Source organism: Clostridium pacaense (assembly GCF_020709765.2).
In the GTDB taxonomy this organism is placed as follows: Bacteria; Bacillota; Clostridia; order Lachnospirales; family Lachnospiraceae; genus Enterocloster; species Enterocloster hominis.
This window is the reverse complement of sequence record NZ_JAJFEB020000011.1, coordinates 1-23,764: the sequence shown is the minus strand read 5'-3', so window position 1 is coordinate 23,764 and position 23,764 is coordinate 1. Positions and strand designations below refer to the sequence as shown.

25 protein-coding genes and 1 pseudogene are annotated in these 23,764 nt (G+C 47.3%); 24 read left to right on the top strand and 2 right to left on the bottom strand.

Going from position 1 to position 23,764, the window contains the following annotated elements:
• The first annotated feature begins 77 nt into the window (after positions 1-77).
• Positions 78-905: a Cof-type HAD-IIB family hydrolase gene (locus LK536_RS47220; RefSeq protein ID WP_025482917.1), complete on the top strand. Its 828-nt coding sequence runs from the start codon at positions 78-80 to the stop codon at positions 903-905.
• Positions 906-1,220: 315 nt separating this feature from the next.
• Positions 1,221-1,541, top strand: a complete 321-nt coding sequence (locus tag LK536_RS47215) for a YerC/YecD family TrpR-related protein (protein WP_227796328.1) — start codon at positions 1,221-1,223, stop codon at positions 1,539-1,541.
• 199 nt (positions 1,542-1,740) lie between these two features.
• On the opposite strand, the gene LK536_RS47210 is transcribed toward LK536_RS47215, so the two are convergent.
• Positions 1,741-2,358 carry a DUF1836 domain-containing protein gene (locus LK536_RS47210; RefSeq protein ID WP_008722124.1) on the bottom strand — a complete coding sequence of 206 codons (618 nt, stop codon included), beginning with the start codon at positions 2,356-2,358 and terminating at the stop codon, positions 1,741-1,743.
• A 177-nt stretch (positions 2,359-2,535) separates the two neighbouring features.
• On the opposite strand from LK536_RS47210, the gene LK536_RS47205 reads away from it, so the two are divergent.
• From LK536_RS47205 to LK536_RS47195, 3 genes are all read left to right on the top strand, one after another.
• On the top strand, positions 2,536-3,624 hold the full coding sequence (locus LK536_RS47205) for a diguanylate cyclase domain-containing protein (protein ID WP_130789534.1): 1,089 nt from the start codon (positions 2,536-2,538) through the stop codon (positions 3,622-3,624).
• Between the two features lie 86 nt (positions 3,625-3,710).
• Complete coding sequence (locus tag LK536_RS47200) at positions 3,711-6,257, top strand: ATP-dependent helicase (protein WP_227796327.1); 2,547 nt, start codon at positions 3,711-3,713, stop codon at positions 6,255-6,257.
• A gap of 116 nt (positions 6,258-6,373) precedes the next feature.
• Complete coding sequence (locus LK536_RS47195) at positions 6,374-6,691, top strand: hypothetical protein (protein WP_008722130.1); 318 nt, start codon at positions 6,374-6,376, stop codon at positions 6,689-6,691.
• 101 nt (positions 6,692-6,792) lie between these two features.
• Here LK536_RS47195 and LK536_RS47190 read toward each other — a convergent pair whose 3' ends face one another.
• Entirely contained in the window at positions 6,793-7,557 is a 765-nt protein-coding gene (locus tag LK536_RS47190; RefSeq protein ID WP_025482913.1) for an EFR1 family ferrodoxin, read from the bottom strand.
• A gap of 163 nt (positions 7,558-7,720) precedes the next feature.
• Between LK536_RS47190 and LK536_RS47185 the strand changes: the two genes are divergently transcribed.
• From LK536_RS47185 to LK536_RS47095, 19 genes and pseudogenes are all read left to right on the top strand, one after another.
• The gene (locus LK536_RS47185; RefSeq protein WP_025482912.1) at positions 7,721-8,050 is read left to right on the top strand and encodes a winged helix-turn-helix transcriptional regulator; all 330 of its coding nucleotides are present in this window, start codon (positions 7,721-7,723) and stop codon (positions 8,048-8,050) included.
• Between the two features lie 381 nt (positions 8,051-8,431).
• Positions 8,432-9,835, top strand: coding sequence for a 23S rRNA (uracil(1939)-C(5))-methyltransferase RlmD (gene rlmD / locus LK536_RS47180; protein WP_227796326.1), 1,404 nt, complete (start codon positions 8,432-8,434; stop codon positions 9,833-9,835).
• A 263-nt stretch (positions 9,836-10,098) separates the two neighbouring features.
• Positions 10,099-11,139 (top strand): annotated as a pseudogene (locus tag LK536_RS47175) (virulence RhuM family protein).
• 585 nt (positions 11,140-11,724) lie between these two features.
• Positions 11,725-11,967, top strand: a complete 243-nt coding sequence (locus LK536_RS47170) for a Fic family protein (protein WP_331472196.1) — start codon at positions 11,725-11,727, stop codon at positions 11,965-11,967.
• A gap of 6 nt (positions 11,968-11,973) precedes the next feature.
• Entirely contained in the window at positions 11,974-12,489 is a 516-nt protein-coding gene (locus LK536_RS47165; protein ID WP_331472195.1) for a Fic family protein, read from the top strand.
• A gap of 138 nt (positions 12,490-12,627) precedes the next feature.
• A complete protein-coding gene (locus LK536_RS47160) occupies positions 12,628-13,053 on the top strand; it encodes a transposase (protein WP_331472194.1) in 426 nt (141 codons plus the stop codon).
• Between the two features lie 440 nt (positions 13,054-13,493).
• Positions 13,494-13,619: a hypothetical protein gene (locus LK536_RS47155; RefSeq protein ID WP_008722171.1), complete on the top strand. Its 126-nt coding sequence runs from the start codon at positions 13,494-13,496 to the stop codon at positions 13,617-13,619.
• Positions 13,620-14,016: 397 nt separating this feature from the next.
• Positions 14,017-14,442 carry a GNAT family N-acetyltransferase gene (locus LK536_RS47150; protein WP_008722176.1) on the top strand — a complete coding sequence of 142 codons (426 nt, stop codon included), beginning with the start codon at positions 14,017-14,019 and terminating at the stop codon, positions 14,440-14,442.
• Between the two features lie 60 nt (positions 14,443-14,502).
• Positions 14,503-15,228 carry a DUF5131 family protein gene (locus tag LK536_RS47145; protein WP_227796325.1) on the top strand — a complete coding sequence of 242 codons (726 nt, stop codon included), beginning with the start codon at positions 14,503-14,505 and terminating at the stop codon, positions 15,226-15,228.
• A gap of 325 nt (positions 15,229-15,553) precedes the next feature.
• A complete protein-coding gene (locus tag LK536_RS47140; RefSeq protein ID WP_227796324.1) occupies positions 15,554-16,135 on the top strand; it encodes a cadmium resistance transporter in 582 nt (193 codons plus the stop codon).
• A gap of 833 nt (positions 16,136-16,968) precedes the next feature.
• Positions 16,969-17,235 (top strand): YdbC family protein, encoded by a 267-nt coding sequence (locus LK536_RS47135; RefSeq protein WP_506092179.1) that lies wholly within the window; start codon positions 16,969-16,971, stop codon positions 17,233-17,235.
• 42 nt (positions 17,236-17,277) lie between these two features.
• A complete protein-coding gene (locus tag LK536_RS47130; protein ID WP_227796323.1) occupies positions 17,278-17,622 on the top strand; it encodes a DUF4274 domain-containing protein in 345 nt (114 codons plus the stop codon).
• Between the two features lie 49 nt (positions 17,623-17,671).
• Entirely contained in the window at positions 17,672-18,103 is a 432-nt protein-coding gene (locus LK536_RS47125; protein ID WP_227796322.1) for a hypothetical protein, read from the top strand.
• Positions 18,104-18,163: 60 nt separating this feature from the next.
• The gene (locus LK536_RS47120; protein ID WP_227796321.1) at positions 18,164-18,889 is read left to right on the top strand and encodes a LytR/AlgR family response regulator transcription factor; all 726 of its coding nucleotides are present in this window, start codon (positions 18,164-18,166) and stop codon (positions 18,887-18,889) included.
• Between the two features lie 14 nt (positions 18,890-18,903).
• Complete coding sequence (locus LK536_RS47115; RefSeq protein WP_227796320.1) at positions 18,904-20,178, top strand: sensor histidine kinase; 1,275 nt, start codon at positions 18,904-18,906, stop codon at positions 20,176-20,178.
• A 149-nt stretch (positions 20,179-20,327) separates the two neighbouring features.
• Positions 20,328-21,089 carry a hypothetical protein gene (locus LK536_RS47110; RefSeq protein WP_227796319.1) on the top strand — a complete coding sequence of 254 codons (762 nt, stop codon included), beginning with the start codon at positions 20,328-20,330 and terminating at the stop codon, positions 21,087-21,089.
• 4 nt (positions 21,090-21,093) lie between these two features.
• The gene (locus LK536_RS47105; protein ID WP_227796318.1) at positions 21,094-22,578 is read left to right on the top strand and encodes a hypothetical protein; all 1,485 of its coding nucleotides are present in this window, start codon (positions 21,094-21,096) and stop codon (positions 22,576-22,578) included.
• 11 nt (positions 22,579-22,589) lie between these two features.
• Complete coding sequence (locus LK536_RS47100; RefSeq protein ID WP_025482891.1) at positions 22,590-23,261, top strand: ABC transporter ATP-binding protein; 672 nt, start codon at positions 22,590-22,592, stop codon at positions 23,259-23,261.
• Between the two features lie 171 nt (positions 23,262-23,432).
• Positions 23,433-23,573 carry a hypothetical protein gene (locus tag LK536_RS47095; RefSeq protein WP_506092178.1) on the top strand — a complete coding sequence of 47 codons (141 nt, stop codon included), beginning with the start codon at positions 23,433-23,435 and terminating at the stop codon, positions 23,571-23,573.
• The last annotated feature ends 191 nt before the right edge of the window (positions 23,574-23,764 follow it).

Sequence of the window (23,764 nt, the reverse complement as noted above, 5' to 3'; positions counted from 1 at the left end):
TCAAAACAATCTTTCTGCTAAAATAAACCCATGGAATCATTTCCGGAATCTATCAAACAAGCAGGGGAGAAAAAGCAATGGACTATAAGATAATCGTATTGGATTTAGACGGTACGCTGACCAACCGGGACAAAATCATCACGCCCAGGACCAGGGACGCCTTAATGGAGGCCCAGGAAGCGGGCAATATCGTGGTTCTGGCTTCCGGACGCCCAACGCCCGGCGTGGAGCCGCTGGCAAAGGAACTGGAGATGGACCGTTTCGGAAGCTATATATTATCCTATAACGGGGGGATGATAACCAATTGCAGGACAGGGGAGACTGTATTTTCATCCCTCCTTCCGCTGGAGTCCAATCAGAAAATCATCGGGCTGGCGGAAGAGCACCGTGTGGATATCCTTACCTATGAGGGGGAGGAGGTCATCACCAACAACAAGGAATGTCCTTATGCAACCGCTGAATCCAACATCAACCATCTTCCGCTGCGCCAGGTGGATGACATGAAGTCCTATGTGGATTTTCAGGTACCCAAGTTCATCATGCTGGATGACGGGGATTACCTGGTGACCGTGGAGCCGAAGGTGAAGGCTGCGATGGGCCGTGATTTCAGCGTATACCGTTCCGAGGAATATTTCCTTGAGATCATGCCAAAGGGCATAGATAAGGCACAGTCCCTGGCCCGCCTCCTGGACATCCTTGGCCTGAAGAAGGAGCAGATGATTGCCTGCGGGGACGGATACAATGACCTGACCATGATTAAGTACGCAGGTCTTGGGGTGGCCATGGAAAATGCAGTTCTGCCTGTAAGGAATGCGGCGGATTATGTGACGGCTTCCAACAATCATGACGGGGTCGGCCTGGTGGTGGAGAAATTCATGCTGGGGCGCGGGCAGGATGTGCTGTGAATGGACGGATATGCGCTGGCTGTGTGTGGTATGTGTTGTGAATGGATATGTTCCAATCTGGCGTGGGTACACGCCGGTAATCCGGCAGACATACACTGCACACGGTGAAACTTTACATTGAAAAAGTGTTATCATGTATGGACTTTCAAACTTTAATATGTTAAAATGAGTGGGTATGAGGCTTATGGTCTGTCCGGATGGTATCCAGGCATGCCAAAGGCCTGTGTCTCTTGATACAGGGACATTGATTCCACAACTACATGCGGTCGGGGGAGAGTGTGAACCGCATAAATTATAAGGAGAGAGAACCAGGACATGAACAAAAAGATTAAAACGGATGCAGTGGATCATTTATTTGATGCCATACTGACACTTAAGAATCCAGAGGAGTGTTATAAGTTCTTCGAGGACGTGTGTACGATTAATGAACTTTTGTCACTTTCACAGCGCTATGAGGTTGCCAAGATGCTGAGGGAAGGCAAGACCTATCTGGAGATTGCGGAGAAGACAGGGGCATCCACGGCAACCATCAGCCGTGTGAACCGCTCTCTGAACTACGGAAGCGACGGATATGATATGGTGTTTTCAAGGCTTCAGGTAGAAAGTGTTGTTCCGGAAAAGGAAGACGTCCGATAAGTAAGCGGAAGATGAGTAAACGGAAGCAGGGAAGTGGACCGGCCTGTCAGCGGTGATGGGCTGCAATGTAAAAATGCAGATAATATAATATATAAAACATATATCCCGGCATATCAACCAATATGCCGGGATATACGTTTTTAAATTCCGGATAGCTCCGGATGGCTGTTCCCAAACACGCCATGGATTACGCCATGAATCACTTCTTCCGCGGAGGCGTCGTCTCCCCGCGCAGCTGGTCCGCAATCATCTCAATCATCTGCGTCTTCAGATAGACATCAAAGGACAGTTCACATATAAATGCAAAGAGCTGCAGGTATTCCTTATCTTCCTCATCCACCGGAACGTCCTGGAAGGTTTTACGGGAGCGGGTGAATTTGCCGGTCACGTCTTTCATCAGGTTACCCATCTCGCCCTTTTCCAGGGTAAATACCTCTGTATAGATATCTTCCAGGGACAGGGGGGAATCCTTGCCGGTAAAATGTCTGGATGTGATGGGTCGGAACAGTTCCTCAATATCATTAAAGGATAACAGGCTCTTAAAGTAATAGATGAATATCAGCATGAGCATGTGGTCCTTGGAATACTTCTTCTTCACAGGCGGGGGGAGCAGGTTGTTCTTGGCATAGTTGTTAATCATGGTCTTGGTCAGCACCTTATCCTCAGGATGGCGCCGCATATCCTTTAAATGGCCTTCCATGAAGGTGGTAACCTGGTCCATATATAAATCAATATCAGGTATCTCTTCCGGCTTAACATGGGACAGACTTCCCAGATAGGCCAGCAGATCCCGAACACGTTCTTCATTTGTCTTCATCTGTCAGTCACCTCTGTCTTTGAAATCACATTGCTATATCTATTATATAGTATTGAATACTAGATGACAAGGGGCAAATGTAAGAACATGGCAAAATACTTTGACAGTAGCAGAAACCGCCATATTATGATATATTGTATGTCAGAGGAATTTGCAATCAAATCGAAAGGAATAAGTATGCGGGACGATATTTGCAGGGAAGCAAAACAATTGATTCAGAGTGTGATGGAAGGCTATATATCGGGCAACCCGGAGATACTGGCCGGATTACTTACATATTGTTCACCGGACGTGCTTGTCATTGGAACGGGACGGCATGAGTTCTACCTGGGCCTGGAGGCATTGACGGAAGGAATGAGGAAGGACCAGGAGGAGGCGGACGGAATCAGCTTTGTCATCAGGGAGGCCTGGTATGAGGCAAAGCTGATTACGGAAAACAGCTGTGTTGTCTATGGGGAATTCAAGGCCCAGGAAAAGGATACGGACGGGAAGGAAGTCATCATTGACATGGATACAAGGATCACGGCCGGGCTTCACCGGGATGACAACGGACGGCTTGTGATTGACAGCCTGCACCAGTCCGTGCCTTATATCTACCAGCAGGAGGGCGAGTACTATCCCAAGACCATTGCGGACCAGGCAGCTGCAGCCCTGGAACGGACCGCCATCCTTGAGAAGACCATACAGCTGGATTCCCTGACCGGCCTGTACAACAGGAAGTATACGGAAATGCACATCACCAGGCTTTTGACCAAGGATCATGAAAGCGGCCTGATGTTCGTCATTGATATGGATGATTTTAAGAAGGTCAATGATACCCATGGACATCTTAAAGGGGATGAGCTTCTGAAGGAAGTGGCGGCAGTGCTTATGGACTTTGTCCCGCCCTCCGCCATTGCAGGCAGGATAGGAGGCGATGAGTTCATGATTTTCCTGCCAGGCTCCACGGAAAGGGAGCAGGGGGAAAGGGAAGCCCGCACCCTGATCCAGTCCATCAGCCGGATCCTCCTGAGGATGGGACTGGACCAGAGCTGTTCCATCGGCATCACACAGATAAGCCGGGACAGCGGGACATTTGACAGCGCCTACCGGAAAGCGGATGAAGCCCTGTACCGTGCCAAGACCAGCGGCAAGAACATGTTCTGCTGGTGGGATGGACATGGGGAAGAAGGGGAGACCGGGGACTGCGCAGATAAGGGATGCGGGAACGGTGAAGAAGGAAAATGCAGGGACGGCGGAGAAGGAGTCGTGCAGAAGGAACCGTAGGGTTTTAAAGTTGCACGATGGGGCCAGGAATGGTATACTTATACATCTGACACATTGAATGAAGAAATAAAGGCGGTACATAAAATATGAGTATTTACGATACATTAAACCCCATGCAGAAAGAGGCTGTATTTCACACCGAAGGTCCTCTTTTAATCCTGGCCGGAGCAGGATCCGGCAAGACCAGGGTGCTGACGCACCGGGTGGCCTACCTGATTGATGAGAAGGATGTGAACCCCTGGAATATACTGGCCATTACATTTACCAACAAGGCGGCAGGGGAGATGAGGGAGCGTGTGGACCAGCTGGTAGGCTTTGGGGCTGAGAGCATCTGGGTGAGCACCTTCCATTCCACCTGCGTAAGGATCCTGCGCAGGCACATTGAATGCCTGGGATACACCACCAGCTTCTCCATCTACGACAGTGATGACCAGAAGACATTGATGAAGCAGGTATTTAAGAGTCTGGACGTGGATACAAAGCAGTTTAAGGAGCGCTCCGTGCTGGGTGTGATATCCTCGGCCAAGGATAAGCTGATCATGCCCGAGGAGTTCCTTCTGAACGCAGGGCAGGATTTCCGCCAGAAAAAGGTGGGGGAGATATACAGGGAGTACCAGAAGCAGTTAAAGAAGAACAATGCCCTGGATTTTGACGATCTGATTGTCAAGACCGTGGAACTGTTCCAGAATAATGCCGAGGTGCTGAACTATTATCAGGAGCGGTTTAAATACATCATGGTGGATGAGTACCAGGATACCAACCAGGCCCAGTTCAAGCTGGTGAACCTGCTTGCGGATAAGTACAGGAATCTCTGTGTGGTAGGTGACGACGACCAGTCCATTTACCGGTTCCGCGGGGCTGATATAGAGAATATCCTGAGTTTTGAGTCAGCATTTCCGGGGGCAAAGGTCATTAAGCTGGAGGAGAATTACCGCTCCACCCAGAACATCCTCAATGCGGCAAACGGCGTTATCCGCCACAACCGCGGAAGGAAGGATAAGACCCTGTGGACAGCCAATGGGGAAGGGAATCTGATCCGGTTCAAGCAGTTTGACATGGCCAGGGATGAGGCGGATTATGTGGCCAGACAGATACGGGACAGTGAATTTGCCTATCAGGACCAGGCCGTGCTCTACAGGACCAATGCCCAGTCCCGTCTCATAGAGGAACGGTGCATTTTCTATAATGTGCCTTACCGTCTGGTGGGAGGCGTGAACTTCTACCAGCGGAGGGAAATCAAAGACATCCTGGCCTACCTTAAGACAATTGCCAACGGCGTGGATGACCTGGCTGTGTTGAGGATCATCAATGTTCCAAAGCGCGGCATCGGTGCGACCACCATGGGCAAGGTGACTGCGTTTGCATCCGAGCACGGCATGAGTCTCTATGGGGCGCTGAAGGAAGCGCGCCAGGTTCCGGGGCTGGGCAAGGCCGCGGAGAAAATCCTGAAGTTCGTGGGGCAGATGGAGAGCTTCAGGGCCAGGGCTGAATCAGAGGATTTTTCCATCCGGGACCTGATTGAAGGGATTATGGATGAGACCGGTTACCAGCAGGAGCTGGAGGCAGAGGGCGAGATTGAGGCCCAGACACGTCTTGAGAACATCGAGGAACTGGTGAACAAGGCGGTAAGCTATGAGGAGGACAGCGAACACCCCACCCTGGACGAATTCCTGGAACAGGTGGCGCTGGTGGCTGATATCGACAGCATGGATGAGTCCGAGGACCGTGTGACCCTTATGACGCTCCACAGCGCCAAAGGCCTGGAGTTTCCCAAGGTATACCTGGTGGGGATGGAGGACGGCCTGTTCCCCAGCATGATGTCCATTAATTCAGATGACAGGACGGACCTGGAGGAGGAGCGGCGTCTGTGCTACGTTGGCATTACCAGGGCGAAGAAGGAACTGGTGCTGACCTCGGCCAGACAGCGCATGGTCAACGGAGAGACAAGATACTGCAAGCCCAGCCGGTTCCTGGAGGAAGTGCCTGCAGAATTATTGGATGAAGAACGCCTGGAGCCGGTGCTTGGAAGCTATGGCGGCCGCGGCAACGGTGCAGGACAGGGAAATGCCTCAGGCTTTGGAAGCAGTGCGGGCGATGCAGGACTTCCGTGGAACCAGTCCGTGGCATCGGGACGTACAAGCACATTCGGCAAGGGCTATAATGCCTATGCGTCGAAGACGGCGTCGCCATTTGACGGGTTTGGCAGCGGGACTGCCGGACCGGGAAGCGGGGCAGGATCTGGCGGCGGCGTTGGGACAGGCAGTGGGGCTGTGTTTGGCGGCCGTGCCGGAGGAGCTGGATATGGCGGAGGTGCCGGATATGGCGGAGGTGCTGGCTACGGCGGAGGCACGGGCTATGGCGGGAATGCCGGCTATGCCGGAGGCGCTGGCTATGGCGGAAGTGCGGGTCATGGCGGGCCCGGTGGGAAACCGGCTTTTGGCAAGGCATTTATGGTTGAAAAGCCTGCTTCCCTGAACTACAGTGAGGGAGACAGGGTAAAGCATATTAAGTTCGGGGAGGGAACCGTCAAGTCCATAAAGGACGGCGGGAAGGACTATGAAGTAACGGTTGAATTTGACACGGCCGGTCAGAAGAAGATGTTCGCATCTTTTGCAAAGTTAAAAAAAATATAGGATGGCTGGTTAAAAATTCAAGAAATTGGGATAGTAAAAAAGGGACTTCCATGGTATAATAATTAAAAATATGTATCTGAGCTTATTGCTTGCATATAAGAAAGGACGTGGACCGGATGAACAGGTTTGACAGAGACAGATTCGATGCAATGGGAAAAGAGGCATTAAGCCGTGTAGAAGAACTGATGAATTCCAGCAGAATCAATGAACTGCTTCACAAAAGAGAGGAAGATGAGAAGAAGAAAAACTGTATCCTTTGGGTACTGGCCATCATCGGCGCCGTAGCAGCCGTGGCAGGTATTGCATATGCAGTGTACCGCTTCTTTACACCGGATTATCTGGAAGATTTTGAAGACGACTTTGACGATGATTTTGACGATGACTTCTTTGAAGATGAGGAGCCGGAGGAGAAAAAGACTGAGAAGTCTGAATAGAGATTACGGATTTAGGAAGGACCGTCCCCTGTGGGACGGTCCTTTTTCAGGGAATGGAGGAAGTGTTTGGAGGTTTGGAAACGGGGAGTGAATATTCAAAATTACTGCATCCCTGAAATGATTTCCCTGACCGTGACATCCGGATGTTTATACCGGTTCCGTTTTTGGGTGGCTGATTTCCACTGGATTGCTTTTTGGGGACAGCAATTGATACATGCAACGCAGTGTTCACATTGATGCTGGAATTCCAATGCTCCGTTTTTTAAGATTATATTGTGATTGGGGCATATGTTTTGGCAGATACCGCATTGTATGCATGTATCGTCAACATGAAACCCCTGGTCATGATTGACCTTAATATCTGTATATATTTTGTAGAATAATTTGTCTGCGGCCGAATAACGGAAGGGGGAATTGCTGATTCCTGCAGCTATTTCACTGGCGGCCAGTTCAGCCAGCCTGGCGGCCTCTTTTAATCTTTTTCCTGCAAGATGGATTCTTGGATTATATTCCTCCACGAAATTTGCAACTGCTTTGATTTCCCTGCCATAATCCAGCTTCAAATCCTTTTTTGCCAACAATCTGTCTACCTGGCCCAGTACCCCGCCATGCAGTTCACCATAGGTGGGGACCGCAAAAATATATGGGGAATCCCGGCTCACGCGCAGTTTATCTATGAATTCCCCCACGGTCCGGGGAACACCCCAGAAATAGGTTGGGAAGACCAGGCCTATTTTATCTGCTGTGCAGATGGTTCCTTTGTATTTCACCATGGGCAGCATCTCTGCCCCCAGCTTCTGTGATATGATTGCGGCTGTCTTCAGGCTGTTTCCGGTTGCCGAAAAGTAATAAATGACTGTTTTCATGCTGGCTCTCCTCCTGCTGTGCAGGGCGTTTTTGATGATTTAATCCCATGCGATAGCCTGATTATAGCATAGTACGATGAAAATAAAAGTACTTAGATTTTTTGCTGTACATTGCTTTATTGTAGTACTGGCTGTATAATTAGCCTGAAATGAGGTGATATCAATGAAAAAGGAAACGGGTGTTCCTGAACGCTGTGCAACTATCTCTGCAGTACAGAAAATCCTTGGGGGAAAATGGAAGCTGGAGATTCTGTATTACATAGGTTTTCAGGATATTCAGAGATTTGGGGAGCTGCGCCGCCATATCGGAGGGATTTCCGAGTCATCACTGACAACACAGCTGCGTGAACTTGAGGCTGATGGATTTATCCACAGACATGATTATAAAGAAATCCCGCCTAAAGTAGAGTATTCCCTGACTGAACTTGGGAAAAGCTTTATGCCGGTAATGGAATATGTGAAGGCATGGGGGGAGGAGAATCTGGGGAAATGACAGGCATGAGGGGAGGAGAATCTGGGGAAATGATAGGCATGAGGGAGGCTTTGTGTGAAGTTTGAGTTGGTTCATGTGCGGGGGAATGGGGGACTTTCTTTTTTGGGTAATGGTCGTGATAGGATGCGGGGGAGCGATAGGCTGGATATGATGATAGGATGTGGCGATAGCTTGGATAGGATGATATGGTGTGGTTATTGACTGGATATGATGATTTGAATGTGGCCATTGACCGGATATGATAACTTGATGTGTATTTAAGGACATGATATAATGAGACGATGAAAAAATGGAAGATACATGTGATATTATGGCAGGGGTATCATAATAGCAGGAGTATCATAGTGTCAGGAGTATCATGACAGAAACGGAGATAATAGAATGAAAAAAGGTGAGATTTACGAAGGCATTGTCGAAAAAATAGATTTTCCAAATAAAGGAATCCTTATGATAGATGGGGAACGTGTGGTGGTGAAGAATGCAGTTCCGGGACAGAAAATCCAATGTGTGGTTACAAAGAGGAGGAAAGGTAAAACCGAGGCAAGGGCGCTGGAGGTTTTGGAGCGTTCGCCTTTGGAACTGCCGGAGAATGCATGTCCCCACTTTGGCCTGTGCGGCGGCTGCATTTACCAGAGCCTGCCTTATGAAGCACAGCTGAAAATCAAGGAGGAACAGGTAAAATCCCTTTTAGACGGCGTGGTGGAACCGGATAGCTATGAGTTTATGGGAATCAAGGCCAGCCCTCTGGAAAAGGGATACCGCAACAAAATGGAGTTCTCCTTTGGCGATGAGGTAAAGGATGGACCGCTGGCGCTGGGAATGCACAGGCGGGGTAGCTTTTATGATATTGTCACAACACCGGACTGCCAGATTGTACATCCGGATTTTTGCAGGATTCTGGTGGCTACGAAGGAATATTTTGAGGAACTTGGGACTGCATTTTATAAAAAGCTACAGCACAAGGGGTATCTGCGTCATCTGCTGGTGCGCCGGGCAGTGAAGACAGGAGAAATCCTGGTGGATCTGGTTACCAGTACCCAGAGGGAGTATCTGGGCGGCAGGGATGAGGCGGCTGTGTTATCCGGGTGGAAGGAACGCCTGCTGGCCCTGCCTGTTGACGGCCGGTTTGCAGGAATCCTCCACACGGAAAATGATTCCCTGGCCGATGTGGTACAGAGTGATGCAACCCATGTTCTTTATGGACAGGACTTTTTTTACGAGGAACTGCTGGGGCTTCGGTTCAGGATATCCCCATTTTCCTTTTTCCAGACCAACTCCATGGGGGCAGAGGTGCTGTATGATACGGCCCGCGGCTTTGTAGGGGAGACAAAGGATAAGGTGGTGTTTGACCTTTACAGCGGCACAGGGACCATTGCCCAGATACTGGCGCCTGTGGCTAAAAAGGTTGTGGGTGTGGAAATCGTGGAGGAAGCGGTAGAAGCCGCAAAGGTGAACGCCGGACTCAATGGACTGGATAACTGCGAATTCGTGGCAGGGGATGTTCTGAAGGTGATTGATGACCTGGAGGATAAGCCGGACCTGATTGTCGTGGATCCGCCAAGGGATGGAATCCATCCAAAGGCATTGGGGAAGATAATTGAATTTGGGGTGGACAGGATAGTGTATATTTCATGTAAGCCCACCAGCCTGGTGAGGGATTTGGTGGTGCTGCAGGAGAGAGGATATAGGGTGGAGAAGGTTTGTGCGGTGGATATGTTTCCGGGGACGGGGAATGTGGAAACCTGTTGTTTGCTATCGAAAAATTATAAATTTTCAATGGTTTAAGAAAATGCTGTATATAAGTATGAATAGAATATAGGGTATGATTGATTAGGATGATGGTTTGACAAAAATTGAGGTCAATATACAGAACGAAAATGTGTGATTACTATCCTGAAGCAAACAGCCGAATTATTCTAGCGAGATAAGTTGATAAGCTCAACAGATATAAAAAAGCACCTGTGAAAAAGGAAAATTAGAACGTGACTCAAAGACACTTATATTGATTTCTAAAGTAACTATAATAGAACGTGGGAGGAAGATTGTTTATGCCAAAAAAGAAGAATGATATTACAATACACAGCTCTGCCGCGGAGTATTTGACTTATATGGCTTCAGTAGGGGATAGCAACGATAGTTTTGAAATGCGTTATGAGGATGAGAATATCTGGCTGACACAATAAATGCTTGCGACTTTATATGATGTGGATGTGCGGACAATCAATGAACATATTAAAAAAATTTATACAGATGACGAACTGGCGTAGGAGTCAACTATCCGGAAATTCCGGATAGTTCAAACAGAAGGTTCTCGTCAAGTGAATCGCGAAGTGATTCATTATAATCTTCAGATGATTATTGCAGTCGGCTTTAAAGTTAACAACGACCGCGCTGTAAGATTTCGCAAATGGACAGGTCAGATTGTTAAGGATTACACAATTCAAGGTTGGACGATGGACAAAGAGCGCCTGAAAAAAAGGCATATGTTCACCGATGAGTATTTTGAACGTCAGTTGGATTATATTCGTGAGATACGCCTGTCCGAGCGCAAGTTTTATCAGAAGGTTACTGATTTATATGCCACAGCGTTTGATTATGATAAAGACGCTAAGACTACACGGCAGTTTTTTAAAATGGTGCAGAATAAGATGCATTGGGCTGTACATCGGCATACAGTAGCAGAATTGATTGTAGAGCGTGCAAATGCTGAAAAAGAACATATGGGCCTGACAACATGGGAATCAGCGCCAGATGGGAAAATTGTCAAAGCAGATGTTACCGTTGCTAAGAATTATCTGAGCGAAAAGGAAATGTCCTATTTACAGAGAATCGTTTCACTGTATCTCGACTATGCGGAGTTACAGGCAGAACGAAGAATACCAATGAGTATGGAGGACTGGGCAAAGCGCCTTGATGGATTCCTGGAGTTTAACGGGAACGAGTTGTTGATGGGGCCGGGAAAAGTCAGTGCAGAACAGGCAAAGCTTCATGCAGAGACTGAGTTTGAAAAATATCGTATTGTTCAGGATTGTTTATTTATTTCAGACTATGATAAGTATTTGTTAGAATTAGAACATCAAGCGGATTAAAATGACGCTTAAAGATAATTATGTCGTTTCCGTTAAGGGAGAAGTATGTCTTCCTGCCATCATTATTATCCACTCAACAAATGTGGAGGTGGTGACATTGATGTCACTTGTGGAGTGATAAGAAAATGGGAATAAATACCACAATATATTGTGGTTTTGAGACAAAAACGGACCTAAAATGACAAAAAAACAGCTGTGTTTCTGAACCATGAAAATAGCGGTTTTAATGATATCATCTGATTTAAGACTGATAGGAACGCGGTATTTCCCTAAAGCCTGAAGGAAGAATGGATGAGCTGTATGATAAGATATAGAATTAAAAAAAGATAAAAATTGTTGGTTATCGGGATGATAACCAGCAATTTTCAAAAAGCAGTATGATATTGGGAAATGGTTGATGAGGTTGAAGTAGGCAGATATGCTGCCATTATGGTTTAACTGGTATGGTCTGAAGATTAAATTATAATGGGGAATACTGAGATTTCCTGGGGGAATGATGACGGAATTCGCTGTCAATCAATGATTACTAACCGGTTAATCTGTGATATACTGTAAGGCATACAGGTACAAGGAAGAGGTGAACCTATGGATTATGAGAGAATTGTTCAGAAAAGGAATCGGTATCAGGCAGTAAGGGATTCCATTCCGGAACTTACCCTGCAAAGCTATGAGAAGGCATTTGAGATAGAATATACCCATAACTCCACAGCGATTGAAGGTAATACACTGACCCTTATAGAAACCAAGGTTTTGCTGGAAGACGGGATTTCCATTGGGGGCAAACATCTCCGGGAACTTTATGAGGCAGTGAATCATCAGAAGGCATAGCGTTATGTGAAGGAGTGCATTGCAAAAGAACTGCCGTTGAATGAAAGAATCATCAAAGATATCCACGCTATATTGATGGAGAATATATTTGTGGGAGTTATCTACCGAGATGTTGATGTATATATATCGGGTGCACAACATACGCCTCCGTCCCCCAATGAAATGTACTCCCAGGTCAAGGATTTTTATGCGGACCTTACATGGAAGGGCAGGGAGCTAAACCAGATTGAACTTGCAGCCTGGACACATGCGGAGTTTGTGCGCATACATCCGTTCCCGGATGGAAACGGCAGGACATCCCGGCTGCTTATGAACTATCAGTTGATGGCAAATGGATTTCCTGCTATTTCGATAGCAAAGGAAAACAGGCTGGAATATTTCAATGCATTGGAAGCATATGCTGTAGAAGGGAACTTAGCCCCATTTGCAGAGATGGTTGCCAATCTGACAGGGCATCAATTGGACTGTTACCTGGAGATGGCAGGAGATGGGACAGTTCCCAGGCATATAGGAAACAACTAAACAATGATGGTGTTGCGCTGGATGCAGGGATGTGTCTGGCGCTTTTTAAATACCAAAATTCTGGTTGTTATATGGTTGGAAGATTCGTTGATAAAGATAGGTGGAATTAAGTGGTCAGCTTAAGGGAAATCCCCCGGTTTGAGTAGCAAAACGGAGGATTCCTGCTTTGAAGATGATTCGGGAGAGATCCTAAAGGTAAGTGAACGCAGATGGCAGATAGAGACCTGTTTCCGGATCATGAAGACGGATTTTGCCGCAAGACCTGTGTATGTACAAAGGGAGGACCGCATCAAAGCCCACTTCCTCATCTGTTTTTTAGCATTACTCGTTTACCGGTGTCTGGAGAACAGGCTTAATAAACGTTACACCTGCGGGGAAATCCTTTCTGCCCTAAGAGGCTTTGCCTTTGCGGATGTACAGGGACAGGGTTTTATCCCTATATACGAATCCACGGAATTGACAGATGGACTGCACAAAATAAGCGGTTTTGAAACCGACTATGAATTCCTCACCAAAAGCAGGATGAGAGAAATCCAGAAAATGAGCAAAAAGAAGACAAGCTAGTTAAAATTCCTTAACGCTTCCTAAAAACAGGAAAAAGGCTATATATCAAAACGGAACAACACCGCTGTAAAACCCTGATAGAATGGGCATTATAGCGGTGTTTTGTTAAAATGACTGTCAAAGACGGGAATTATATCATTTGTGTGGTGCATTTTCAATCCTACTCATATAATAATTGAGTTACCAGAAATAGTGGCTGCATTTAGGAACCCAGCAAAAAAATGGGTATCTTTTTCAATTGGGTTCTATGCATGTTGAAGTATCCACAGATGTACCTGCCAGATGAATTTATGTGGACAACGCGCCATATTTATCTTTGTTTCACGTACGTTTCTCCGGAGCTATACACCGTCATTTTAGGTTTAACAATTGATAAGATACAGTAATTTTCCTAAAATCTTTGCTTATGCTATATTGGAGACAGGATGTGAGGGCGCAAAATGAAGAAAAACCGGCTTCAGAAATCGATATCACTTGAAGGATTACTGAAAGGGCTTAGGGAGCAGAATGAATATCAGGCAAGGATTATATCTATGCAGGAAGAAAACCATCAGCCTTCAAAATAAGCAGAACGAGGAACTGGCCAAAAGCAGTTATTGTTATCAGGGATACCTTCGAAAGAAACCAGATGAAATCAGTCCAGAGGTGGAAAATCTAATCCAATGTGATTTCAGGGTATCCAGGCCAAACATCAAGTGGATTACGGATACCACAGGGTTTTCGATTCCAGATGAGGAATTAGATTAACATCTACACTGGTACAATGAAACCTGTATTAAGCTATCTTTAGGTGGAACGAGTCCGCTAAACTGTAGGAGAAGTCTGGGGGAACAGCTTAGGTCCAACATTGTGTCCACAGCCCCTGAGGAAAGAAAAGTAGAATTTAAAAAAGAACAAATGTTCTTTTTGGCCTTGCAAAATAGATACTGGTCCGATATAATAGAGGGACAGGGAGGCGGAGGAATGATTCGATTATTTGAATTTCGGGATTTAGACAAGATTATGAACATATGGTTACAGGGAAATCTGGAGGCCCATTCTTTTATAGATGCAGGGTATTGGGAGAAAAATTTCGATTCCGTAAAATCAGTGTTGCCCAATGCGGAGGTTTATGTGTACGAGGAGGATGGAGAAGTCCTGGGATTCATCGGTATGGATGCGGATTACATTGAAGGGATTTTTGTGGCGGCAGGACACAAGGGGCAGGGAATTGGCCATCAGCTGATTGGAGCAGTGAAACAGAAGAAGCGGCTGTCCCTGCATGTGTTTGAAAAGAATACCGGAGCGATGTCCTTTTATCTGGCAGAGGGGTTCAAGGTATGGGAGAAGATGACAGAAAAAGAAACTGGCGAGACGGAATGCCTGATGGTCTATGAAGACGGACAATAAGGGGTTGATGTGAGCGCGGGTACTCCTGGAATGTTTGGTTGAGAAAACGGAGGTAGTGGTATGGCGACCTGGAATCCATGGCATGGATGTAAAAAAATCAGCCCAGGCTGTGCGAATTGCTATGTTTATCGGAGGGATGCTGAATTTGGTAAGGATAGCAATATTGTAACCCGTACCTCCAGCTTTGATATGCCGGTTAAATGTAACCGCAGGAATGAATATAAGCTGCAGCTGAAGGGTGAGGATGTGTACACATGCATGACTTCTGATTTTTTTCTGGATGAAGCAGATGCATGGCGCCCGGAGGCATGGGATATCATCCGCCGGCGGGGGGATCTGCACTTTGTTATTATTACCAAACGTATCCATCGGTTTGCAGTGGGATTGCCGGAAGACTGGGGAAGCGGATATGAGAATGTGACCATCTGCTGTACCTGTGAGAATCAGGACCGGGCCGATTACCGCCTCCCTGTTTTTCTGGATTTGCCAATCAAACACCGGACAATCATTCATGAGCCAATGCTGGAACAGATTGATATCCGGAAGTATTTGGCTACAGGGAAGATAGAAGGGGTAACCTGCGGCGGGGAATCCGGACCGGAGGCAAGAATCTGTGACTTTGCCTGGATACTTGATTCCATGGAGCAGTGTGTGGAATATGATGTGCCTTTCTGGTTTAAGCAGACCGGGGCAAGGTTCAAGAAGGGGGATAAATTGTATTTGATAGACCGGAAGGATCAGATGAGCCAGGCGCAGAAGGCCGGGGTAAGTTATAAATACGGATGAACAAAATAGCTGCCCAATGGACTGTCAAGGTTGTGGCGCAGTTTTTCCTGTGTCACAGTGTACACCACAAATGAAAAAGCATTTATGAGGAAAGCATTTTCGTGGCGATTATCCCGCGCTTCCTACTTGTGGTGCTTTGCAAAATATGCTATACTACGCAAGAAATGATATCCGTATAGGGCGGGGGCAGTTTATATCTTTAATGATATTAAAGTCAGCCACCTTTGGTGGTTAGAACTGGAAATGTAAGCCTATACACACGTTTTGTGTGCGTGGGCTTATTTTTTTCGCCATGCCGCCTGATAGATAGGAAGGGATATAGACAATGGCAACGACTTTTTTTACTGCAGTTCTATCATTTGTAAGCACCAACATCGACGATATTTTTGTACTGATGATACTTTATGCACAGGTATTGGATTCCAAGAGGGTCATACAGATAATTGCCGGCCAGTATTTCGGAATCGGGTGTCTTTGCGCTTTGGGAACATTGGGGGCATTGGGTACACAGATCATCCTTCCACAGTATGTTGGGCTTTTGGGGTTCCTGCCGCTGCTCCTTGGTATCCGCTCTTGGAGGGATTGCCGATGCAGACAGGATAAATCAGAAACAGAAACGCAGAACAAGACTCAAATCAATTTTTTTAGCGTTACCCTGCTGACAATAGCGAATGGGGCAGATAATATCGGGGTATATGTCCCTTTATTCAGCGGATATACCCACGCAGATTTTATGATTACGCTATCTGTTTTTGCAGTGATGATTGCCTTATGGTGTTATCTTGGGTTCCGGCTTGCAAGTTACCCATATATTAAGAAAAAAATCACCCATTACCAATATATCCTTGTCCCGCTTGTATTGATTGCCTTGGGGATAAGCATTCTTGCAAAGAATTATCTCTTCTGAGGATATCTCAACAACAAAAGAGGGATTCCCCCTGCCAGGAGCAATGCCTACGTTTGTTGTTAACCAATCGCTCTACGGCCTGCAATTTTCATGTGGGTTTGTTGCCTCAGGCGGCAGCTTGCTATGACAAGCCTGGGTTTCATGTTCATTCTGTTTTGGTGGATGGTTTGATGAGACAGATAGGATGTGAAGCAGTGACTCTTTTATGGCGGATGTTAAAGAACTTTGATATTGTAGTCAATGTTAAAATCTCAGGTATGTAGTCCATGCGGGCTGCGCTGGAGTGGATTCAGATATTTGGATACACGTAGAATTTATCGTGCCGATGATTGGTAAGGATTAATCATAACGAAAGATGAGCCGTTGTGCAGCGTAAAGCCATCGAAGTAAAGATTTAGTGAAATACAGAGTAAGCTCTGATGTTAAGAATAAAGTTATTAGTATAAACGATGAGGGTTTTCAGCTGATATTAATTGAGTTAAGACTATATTTCTTATCTAAGGTTTCTTATCTAAGGATGTAAATGGCATCTTCAAATCTTCATATCTATGATATAATTTTAGAACAGGAGGAGAGATGAAAGCGGTTTATTGATGTTACTTGTGGAGATGAGACGGAAAATCATTCTATAATAGGAATGCCCTTTTCCAAATTAACATATACATTAAATTTGTTGGACTATGTGAACTAAATGTAAAACAGGAGATTAGATAATCAAAAGTAATATAGAAAATGCAGAGCAAGTTGATATTGTTACGGTGTAGAAGATTAAAAGAAGTTTGTGATATTATATATTGCAGTTTTTTAGATAGGGTAATTGAAGTGTCAAACGAATGGTAGGACGGTACGATGAAAGAATATTTATGAGAGGGACATTTCACATGAAAAAGTACAAAATTTATAAGCATATCGGCAACCTGTCGCAAGTAAACAATGGGTGGATAAAGGAACTCAATCTTATTTCGTGGGATGATAGGGAGCCTGTTTATGACATACGGACCTGGAATGACGGACATACAGAATATGGAAAAGGCGTAACGATTACAGCAGGGCAAATGACAATACTAAAAACTCTGCTTAATGAAATGGAGGTATTCTAAATCCTATTTATAGGGACGCTGGACAGAGAGGAGACCTGGAAGGTGATAAGAAGCAAAATGCTATATTCTGATTTAAAAAGTATGTTGAGGGAATATAATTGGGATGACGGATTTGAAGTACCAAAAGAAATCCTTTCTGATTCCAACTGTGATTTGGCGTTGGCTTTAGAAATTTTTTATCTGGCTGACGGTTACAGCTATTTGGAAAAATCAGACAAGACGGCTGTTTTACAGAACTGGAATCCCTTTATCACGACTCTGTATCGTGATATACTTAATCACAAATTTCGAAAAACAGATACCCCCTTTACCAACCCGCTGAATGAGGTACAGAAATATAGATTCAGGAAAAAACAGGTTCCAGAGATTTTCCTGACAGACTTATAAGTTTATGTTTATCAGACTGACAAATCGGTATTGTAAGGGGAAACGAAGAATGAAAAAGACAGGTTTGATACCATTCATTGCTGTAACATTATGCCTGGCTGCCTGCGGAGCAGATAAAAATAACGAAGAACTGAAAGGCAGTACAACGGCTTTTGAGATTGCAAAAGGCAATGATGGTAAATATATAGTGCAAATAGGGATTTACCGCCTGACTTCACTGGAGGACGGTGTCGGAGAACTGACTGCTGATGGCCTGCTTTTTACAGCGACAGATGCTGCAGGAAATCCAATCAGCGGCATTATTACGGCCGATGGAAAGACAGCAACTGTTACTTTTACAGATTCTACTTTATGCACAAGAAAACCTGATTCAGGAAGTTGGGGCCGCGGACAGACGATATTTGTGTATTTAAACAAATTGGATTCCATGCCGGATTTGACATGTCCTGGCGTACCCTTACTGCTTTCACGGTGTGGGTAGCAAGTAACGCAGCTTCCCGTTTATTAGGGAGCTGCATAGAAAATTGAAGGGAGGGAGCCTATGGGACTTATTTTATTAGTTGAAGACGAGCCGGGCGCAGTTACACTCATACGCCGGTACATTGAAAGCAGCTCATTTGAGTATAAACTTGCAGCATTTGCAAAGGCGGCAGAGGCTCTTTCGTATGCATCGAAAAATAAGGTAGATCTGTTCATTTTAGATATACAGCTTTTGGATTACCGGGGGACCGAACTGGCAAGGCAGCTGCGCTCCATGCCGGAGTACCGGTTTACGCCAATCCTTTTTACCACGGAGCTGGCAGGGGAGGAGTTGTCTGCCTACCGGGAAATCAAATGCTACGATTTCCTGGTAAAACCCTTTACGGAGGCTGAATTTCAAAGGACATTCCAAGCAGCTCTTGAGATGGGGGCGCAGATACAGGCGGCTCCGGAAATCCTTCGGATTGAGCAGAAACAGTTTCTGTTCGAATATGAAATCAGAAACATCCTTTATATTGAATCGTTTGGAAAAAGGCTTTTAATCCACACGGCACAAAGTGGAGGAAGCGAGGTAACCGACCAGATTTCTGGATACAGCCTGTTAAAGCTGCTGGACATGGTGCCGCAGAACCGTTTGCTGCAATGCCATAAGAGCTTTTTGGTCAATCCGGTTCATATTTATAAAATAGACAAGGCAAACCGCCTGCTTTACTTGGAGGGGTGCAAAACAGCAATCCCGATTGGTGAGAAATATCAGAAAGCAGTGTTTGAGCGTGGACAGCCATGAGTATTTCTATCTTTTTGCAGAGTGTATTAGACGGGCTTCTCCTGTCTCTTTTAAACCTCGGGCTGCTGGGCCGGTCAAGGGGAAAGCTGGATCGGCTGATTCCGCTGCTGTTCACAGGTGTCTGCCTGCTCTCACGCCTGGGTCTTGGGGACCACAACACCGACATGGCATATGCTGTGCTCCCGGTAAATCAAATCGTATCGTTTCTGTTTTTTTTCCTCGGCGTGCTGTTATTAAACAGTTTGTGGTTTCAAAAGAGCGAGGGACATACGCTTTTCGGCACGGTTGCCGCCTTTGCGCTGTATCTCCTGCTGAGGGAACTCTGCTTATTGTTCCTGGCCCTGTGCAATCCGGCGGAGCCAGTGTGGTATCTCTATGCGGGCCGGGCGCTGTCCCTCGGCCTTTGGCTGGTGCTTTGGGGCACGGGGGCGCTCCGGTGGCTGCGGGAGAAGCTCTCGGATGGGGATCCAGTCATTTGTATGGTCTGCAGCAATACGGCCCTGCTGCTTTTGCTGCTGCTCCTCCTGTTTCGGTTTGACTTTTCTGTCATGCTCCGCTGGCTTCCGGTGACGGTGGGAGCGGTGGGGATGCTGGCGGTTTGCGACGTGATTGTCATGCTTCTTCGACAGCACCGTGTGCAGGCCCGGCGGAGAACCGCGATGTTGGAGCAGTATCTTCCTTTGGTGGAGGAACTGATTGAACAGGTGCGGGCGCGTCAACATGACTTTAACAATCAGATGATGGCAGTTGCAGCAGCGGTTTCTGCTGCACACGATTTACAGGAAGCGCAGGAAGCTGTGACATCCCTGCTCCAGCATGTAAGGCTGGATGGCGCGGATAAGGAATTATTAAAATGTGACAGTAAAGTAATCAGCGGCCTGCTGTTTGGAAAAATGAAACAGGCCGAGTTAAAACAGGTCCGTGTGGAAGTGACGGTTGCAGGCGCGTTTCTCCGCCGCGCCTTATCTGAGGCTGACTGGGTGGAGCTGATTGCCATTTTGCTGGACAACGCCATCGAGGCCGCCTCGCCCGGAGATGTGCTGTATGCCCGGGCAATAGAGGAAGCGGACAGCCTCCGTTTTTCTGTTTTGAATCCCCACGCGGCCCTGACCAATGTGGAATTTATCCAGATGTTCCGGCGGGGCTGGTCAACAAAGGGGGAAGCCGGGCATGGATATGGCCTGTATAATGTCCGCCAGATTGTGGAACGGCATGGAGGCAAAATCATTACTGGCAACGATTGGCTCAACGGAATCCCCTATATCACCATCGGGGTATTGGTATCATGAAAATGGAAGCATAGAATGACAGGGGTTTTATGGGCGGACCGTTTCGTTCCCATAAAACCCCTGTTTGTTCCCGCGGTCTTGTTTTTATGACGGCAGATGCTAATATAAAGGTGCAGATAAATAAAAATCAACTGGAAGGAAGTGCTGACATGCGAAACTTTATATTGGAAGGGAAGAAGATAGCCAGACCGGTCCTTGTCACAACGTGTCTCCTTACGCTGCTGACCTGTATTCTTTCCTGCACCCTTTATCGGGGGTATACCCTCCATTTTGAACTCGATCCATGGGAAATCGGCACGGAGTTTTTAAGCCTCTTGTTTCCCCTGTTTGTTACCATACCGATTTGCTGGCAGCTTTACTATGAGCGCCGGGACCGTTTTCTTACCTACACCCTGCCCCGGATCGGCAGACGCCGTTATTTGGCTATAAAGTGGGGGGCGTGTGCATTATCCGCATTTATCATTCTTGTGATACCCTATTTCATCTCCGCCCTGTTTGCGCTGTATGTCAGGGCGCCGCAGGAACTTTGGCCCATACCCAAGGGCTATGCCCACGTTTTCTCAAACCTTTATGCCAAAATGCCGGTCCTCTATGCATTATTGCTTTCCCTGTGGAAGGGGCTGCTGGGCGTCCTGACCATGACCTTTGGTTTCGTACTGGCCCTTTATGGCAGCAATGTATTCATTATCCTGACAGGCCCATTCATCTATGTCATTTTGGAGAATTTCTTTTGGGCAATCCTTGACGCGCCGGGACTGCGCTTTGTAACAGCCTTTGAGCCTGCCAGCCTGAGCGCTCCGGCAGTCCATGCCACATCATTCATAGCGGGGCCGGCGCTGATGTGTATTGTGATGGGATTGGTGGCGTTTTATTATCAGAAGGTGAAGAAACGCTCCATTTACCAGGTGTAATCCCATGATGCGCCATTTATGTGGGAAGGCCGGCCCGGGGAGGTTTTTCCTGCTGTTTGGACTATCCCTTCTGTTCGGGCTGAGTGAACGGGTGGGCGCGCAAAGCACACTTCCGGTTCATTTACTGGCAGTCCTGAACGACCAATACTATTTCACCTTCGCTGTGCTGCCTGTTTTCCTGCTTCTTTGTACCGGCGTGATGGAGGACGACACGCTTTTGGTGCTGACACGGTATGGGACCTATGGACGTTACTTTTTCCATAAATGGCGGGCGCTGTCAGTGATTGCAGCCTTGTTTTGGCTTGGTCAGATGGCCGCAATCCTAATCTCCGGCCTGGGGCTTCCCTGCGCCGGAAGCTGGCCGGGAGCGTCAGAAGGTCCGTGGCGGGAGGTATTTACGCTGCTGCAAGGAATCTTCTCGTCACCGTGGTCCGCAATCCTTTGCTGTGCCGGGCAGATACTTCTGGGGTACTGCCTGATTGCCCTGACAGCCCTTTGCCTGGGCCACTTCTGTAGCCGCGCCCTGGCGGTCAGGCTGCTCATGGCGTTTTATCTGTTGGCAGTGCTCTGGATTCAGCTGCCGGTTATGTCCCGCCCGCCCTTTGTGTTTTTGACCGGATTCAACCATTGGGTCTTTCTGCTCCACAATCTGGCCTACCCCTGGCGCCTTTTGCTGACCGCTGTGACCACGGCGGTTCTGGTGGCTGGAATGGTATGGCTTGTAACCCGAAGATGGCGATGGCGGTTTTCCGTTTCCGGGCGCGGTGGAAAAGGTCTGGCTTCTTATTACCTCAGGGGCCTGTTTGCCGGGAAAAACGGGCTGCTGCTGATTGGCCTGATCCTCCTTATGACGGTTTGGACCTGGATTTCCAAAGGAGCGCCGGAGGATAGTACGGATTGGCTAATCCGCCTGTTTGCAGGACACGGCACCGGATACTTTTACCCGATGGGACTTTTGATGCTGCTGACAATGGAACTGCTTCCTCTGTGGCCCCTGGGAGTATTCTGCACCCAGGTGGCCGGGGAACGCTCCGTTTTTTTGACAGTCCGCCTGCGGCGGCGGACCGGGCTTTTGGGGGCGCTTCTTTATGCCGGGCTTCTCTGGATTCTTGTGTATGGCTGCCTGCTGGCCCTTGGGGCTGTCATTCCTCCATTTCTGCTGGGCTTTTCTCCGGATATGGGGCTGACCGCAGCTGTAGTGGGGCTGAAAATTCTGGATGTTGCATTTCAATTCTTAATAATCCTGTCCGCCCTCTGCGTGACGGGGCAGGCAACGGCTGGATTTGTGGCTGTCCTGCTGTTGCATTTCCTTTGTCTGCTGCCCATTTCGTGGCTCCCGGCAGGAATTTCCAGCCTGGCGCGGCTGAACCTTTTGCAGACAGGAGGAACCATCCCGGGAGCGGCCGCGGCTGTGTTACTGGCGGCCCTTTCCCTGGTCCTGATTCTCTGGCTTTACAGCCGGGGCATCAAGCTGCTGTTCAATCATTAAGGAGGATACCTATGGAACCTATTATTTCATTAAATCAAGTGAGCAAGAGTTTTTCCGGACGGCGTGTTCTGTCCGATGTATCCCTGGATATCGGGAAGGGAAGCACCGTTGGCATCGTTGGGGCCAATGGGAGTGGAAAGTCGGTCCTGTTCAATATTATCTGCGGCTTTTTAATCCCGGACAGCGGACAAGTTTATGTGAGGGGACAGGCCCTGGGCAAGGAACGAGATTTTCCTGAGGACGTGGGGGTGCTGATAAACTCCCCCGGTTTCATCGGCCTCAATACCGGATTGCAGAATCTGCGGTATCTGGCCGGGATCCGCGGCGTGGCCGGTGAGAAAGAAATCCGTTCTGCCATGCAAAAGGTAGGACTCGACCCCGAGGATAAAACAAAGGTGGAACATTATTCCCTGGGCATGAGACAAAAGCTGGGTATCGCACAGGCCATTATGGAAAATCAGGATATTTTAATTTTAGATGAACCTTTTAACACACTCGACTACAAGACCTACAATGACACGAAGGAGATTATCCGGATTCTCCAGGCAGAGGGGCGGACCATACTGATGACTTCCCACAATTATAACGATTTGGAAACACTTTGCACCCACATCTATACCATAGATGAGGGCAGACTGGGGCTTCTATCCAGTGAGGAAATGAAGAAGCAGCTTCGTGGCTGAGTAGAAGGTGTGCCATTCTGAGGCTGCAGTTGGGAAATAGACAGCGCCGGCAGATTTATCTTTATGGATTTATATATGGATGGCATTTGGACTGCAATCAGATAATACATGGCCTGCTGTATTTGGCTAAAACGCCTATATGGAATTGATTTTGAAACAAAGAACCGTCATATGGAAAGAAGCCACGGAGGAAGGAAAGGGGGCATTAAGGATAATGCCAATAACCGATTATTAATAGCCACCAGGCTCATTGTGGCGATTCTGCTGGTGGGGATGGTGATAATAATTATCCCCACCTTCCAAAGCGGATAGAAACGCAGATGAAGCGGACAAAACCATAGTGGAAACCACGGCAGGGCTGCCCGGTGTATTGGAACAGAGCGGAACCAGCCAGGAGGAGGACGAAGCTTACCAAAGCATTACGTCCTAGAGCGTGTTTGAAAATTAAAAGTTGCACAAAACATATGTTTCACTGCCCTTTTTCATGTTAAAATAAAAGAAAA